The sequence below is a fragment of the Caulobacter sp. P1_B12_2 genome (assembly GCF_056406675.1).
Genome location: NZ_JBFTZS010000488.1, coordinates 1 through 3,297, shown reverse-complemented (window position 1 = coordinate 3,297; position 3,297 = coordinate 1). Strand labels below are relative to the sequence as shown.

The 3,297-nt window shown below is 68.1% G+C and carries 3 protein-coding genes and 1 tRNA gene; 1 reads left to right on the top strand and 3 read right to left on the bottom strand.

Going from position 1 to position 3,297, the window contains the following annotated elements:
- Positions 1-23 precede the first annotated feature (23 nt).
- Together tig and AC1DZ6_RS22015 are read right to left on the bottom strand one after the other, a co-directional pair.
- The gene (gene tig, locus AC1DZ6_RS22020; RefSeq protein WP_477099256.1) at positions 24-1,382 is read right to left on the bottom strand and encodes a trigger factor; all 1,359 of its coding nucleotides are present in this window, start codon (positions 1,380-1,382) and stop codon (positions 24-26) included.
- 239 nt (positions 1,383-1,621) lie between these two features.
- Positions 1,622-1,706 (bottom strand) — tRNA-Leu (locus AC1DZ6_RS22015).
- A gap of 295 nt (positions 1,707-2,001) precedes the next feature.
- On the opposite strand from AC1DZ6_RS22015, the gene AC1DZ6_RS22010 reads away from it, so the two are divergent.
- Positions 2,002-2,178 (top strand): hypothetical protein, encoded by a 177-nt coding sequence (locus tag AC1DZ6_RS22010; protein ID WP_477099255.1) that lies wholly within the window; start codon positions 2,002-2,004, stop codon positions 2,176-2,178.
- On the opposite strand, the gene AC1DZ6_RS22005 is transcribed toward AC1DZ6_RS22010, so the two are convergent.
- Positions 2,175-3,297, bottom strand: a 1,123-nt coding sequence (locus AC1DZ6_RS22005) for an NAD(P)H-hydrate dehydratase (RefSeq protein WP_477099254.1), incomplete at its 5' end; no start/stop codon positions are given. The two genes, AC1DZ6_RS22010 and AC1DZ6_RS22005, sit on opposite strands and share 4 nt — an antisense overlap.

Below are 3,297 nucleotides of genomic sequence, written 5' to 3'. Positions count from 1 at the left end.
GATTTCGTTCGGCGAACGGAGCCTTAGCCGCCGTAGCCTTCCGGCAGGTCGTCTTCTTCCAGGAGCTCTTCCTTGGAGACTTCCTTTTCCTCGATCTTGGCCTTGCCGAAGATCAGGTCGACGACCTTGTCCTCGTAGATCGGGGCCCGCAGGGCGGCCTGCAGATCGGCGCGCTGGCGGTACATGTCGAACACCTGCTGGGCTTGCGCGCCGTATTGGCGGGCTTCGCGCATCATGGCGTCGGCCAGTTCCTGCTCGGTGACGGCCACGTCGTTCTTGCGGCCGATCTCGGCGAGCACCAGACCCAGGCGCACGCGGCGCTCGGCGATCTTCTTGTACTCGTCCTTCAGCTGGTCTTCGGTCTTGCCTTCGTCCTCGGGCGGCAGGCCGCCCTGGGTCTTGTCGGCCTGGACCTGTTGCCAGATGCCGGCGAACTCGGCGTCGACCATGCGCGGCGGCAGGGCGAAGTCGTGCTTGGTGTCCAGGATGTCCAGCAGGGCGCGCTTCAGCTTGAAGCGCGACGAGTTGCTGTAGCGGCCTTCCAGGTTCGACTTCAGCAGGTCCTTCAGGGCCTGCAGGTCGGTCAGGCCCAAGCGCTTGGCCAGCTCGTCGTCGGGCTCGGCGTCGACCGGGGCGCGCACTTCCTTGACGGTGGTGACGAACTCGGCGGCCTTGCCGGCCAGGTTGGCGGCTTGGTAGTCGGCCGGGAAGTCGACCTTCACGGTGACGACGTCTTCCGGCTTGGCGCCGACCAGCTGGGCTTCGAAGCCCGGGATGAACTGGTTCGAACCCAGGGTCAGCTCAGCGCCTTCGGCGGTGCCGCCGTCGAACGCCACGCCGTCGATGGTGCCGACAAAGTCGATCAGCAGCTGGTCGCCGTCCTTGGCCTTCAGGGACTTGCCCTTGCGAGGCTCATAGGTGCGGGCCTGCTTGGCCAGGTCGGCCAGGGCCTCGGCGACTTCGGCGTCCGAGATCTTGTAGACCGGCTTCACCAGCTCGATCGACGCGGGGTCGATCGGCTCGAAGTCGGGCATGACTTCCACGGCCAGTTCGAAGGCCAGGTCTTCGCCGCCGGCCAGCACCTTGTCCATGTCGGACGAGGGCTTCAGGTCGGGCTGGCCCGCCGGGCGCAGCTTGTTGTCGTCCAGCACCTTCTGGGCGCCTTCGTTCAGCGTCGCTTCGATGACTTCGCCCATCAGGGCCTTGCCGTAGAGGCGGCGAACGTGCGCGGTCGGCACCTTGCCAGGGCGGAAGCCCTTGACGTTCATCTGGGGCGCGACCTCGGCGATCCGGGCTTCGAGACGCGTGGCGAGTTCACTCGCGGGCACCGTCACGCCATAAACGCGGCTGAGGCCTTCGCCCGACTTTTCAACGATTTGCATCGACATTCTTAGCTTCTCGGCTCTTCGGGCGCTCGCGCCCGTCGTCCGCCCCAGGGGTCAAAACATCAAAGCCGCCCACGTCACCGGGGCGGCGAAAGAGCGCCCTTATGTCACGCGTTTCGCGACCATCCAAGGGCATTGACGCACTCATCGGACGGAAGTCCCGATAAGTCGTGCGCCTCGCCGGGCTGAAGGCCCGGTGAAGGGGTGCGCCCCGCCGGACCAGAGGTCCGGCGAAGTGGTGCGGATGAGAGGACTCGAACCTCCACGCCTCTCGGCGCTAGAACCTAAATCTAGTGCGTCTACCAGTTTCGCCACATCCGCATGATGCGCCGGAGCGGGTTAGACATGCCTGGCGAGATTGGCAAGCCGCGAGGCGATCCGGGCGCTTCTGGCGCTCTGGTCGGGACGCTCGATTATTTCTTCGCGCAACGGGAACAACTTTCCTCGCGGCCGGTTATGGAGATGTCCGCGGTTGTTCAATACGCCCCGGATTTACACCGGCCCGGGCCATGCCCCCCCGACTGACGCCCGGGCCGGTGTTCCTCCTCCTGAAATTCCAATGCGAAACGTTCTGGCCTCGGACGGTTCGCGTCTGAATTCGTCCAGCGAGCCCGCCATGGAAACCATAGAAGTCGTCGAGGATGAGAAGGGTTGGACCGTCAAGCACGGAACCCGGGTCCTCTTCACCGACACCGTCGAGGCGCGAACGTTCCAGGCGGCCCTGGCCATAAGCCACACCCTGTTCGATGACGGCGTCCGCAGCCAGGTTGTCCTGATCCGCAACGACAATTAGCCGCTTGTCCGAGCTTTCCACAGCCTGGCCAGCACCGACGGCGCCAGGTCCGGCAGATCCTCGGCGATCAACCCGGGTCCGTGCGACGCCCCCGCTTCGGCGTGGATCCAAGCGCCCGCGCAGGCGGCCTCGAAGCTTTCCATGCCTTGGGCGATCAGCCCGCCGATGAACCCGGCCAGCACGTCGCCCGCCCCGGCGGTGGCTAGCCACGGCGCGCCGTTGAGGCTGACCGCGGCCCGCCCGTCGGGCGCGGCGACCACGGTGTCCGAACCCTTCAGCAGCACCACCGCCCCTGCCCGCCGCGCGGCCTCCCGCGCCGCGGTGATGCGCTCGGGCGAAGCGGCCAGCAGCCCGGGGAAGATCCGCTCGAACTCGCCGGGATGCGGGGTCAGCACGTCATCACGATCCAGCGCCGAGAACAGCACCGCCGGATCCTCGGCGAAGCTGGTCAGGGCGTCGGCGTCGACGACCAGGGCCGCGCCGTTGCGGGCCAGGGCGAAGACGTGCCGCATCGTCGCCTCCCCCACGCCCGCCGCCGGCCCGATCACCACCGCGTCCGCCTGAGCGGCGCGGGTCTGCAGGTCGTACTCGCTCTCGAACGGCGCCAGCATCACCGCTTCCAGGTGCGCGGCGTTGACGGCCAGGGCGTTGGGCGGCGAGAGCACGGTCACCACCCCGGCCCCGATACGCAAAGCGCCCCGCGCCGCCAGCCGGGCCGCGCCGGTGTTCCAGGCCTCGCCGCTGACCGCCATCAGCCGACCTCGGGCGTGCTTGTGGGCGTCGGCCGCCGGCCAGGGGAAACGCTCTGCCCACAGGCCGGGCTCGTTCTCGAACAGACGCCCCTGCCCCGTCTGATCCAAGCCGATGTCGGCCACCACCACCTCGCCGCAGGCGGCCCGGCCCTGGACCAGCACATGGGCCGGCTTGCGGCGATGGAAGGTGACGGTGAGCGCCGCCTTCAGCGCCCGCTCGCCCAGAGGCCGTCCGGTGTCGCCGACGATTCCGCTGGGCACGTCTACCGCCACGATCCGCGCGCCGGGCATGACCCGCGCCAGGCGATCGGCCTCGCCTTCCAGCGGCCGCGACAGGCCCGCGCCAAACAGGCAGTCGATATAGAGC

What these genes read in the sequence shown, in the direction of transcription:
- tig (WP_477099256.1), bottom strand. Translation starts at nt 1,382, where the DNA reads ATGCAAATCGTTGAAAAGTCGGGCGAAGGCCTCAGCCGCGTTTATGGC.
- AC1DZ6_RS22010 (WP_477099255.1), top strand. Translation starts at nt 2,002, where the DNA reads ATGGAAACCATAGAAGTCGTCGAGGATGAGAAGGGTTGGACCGTCAAG.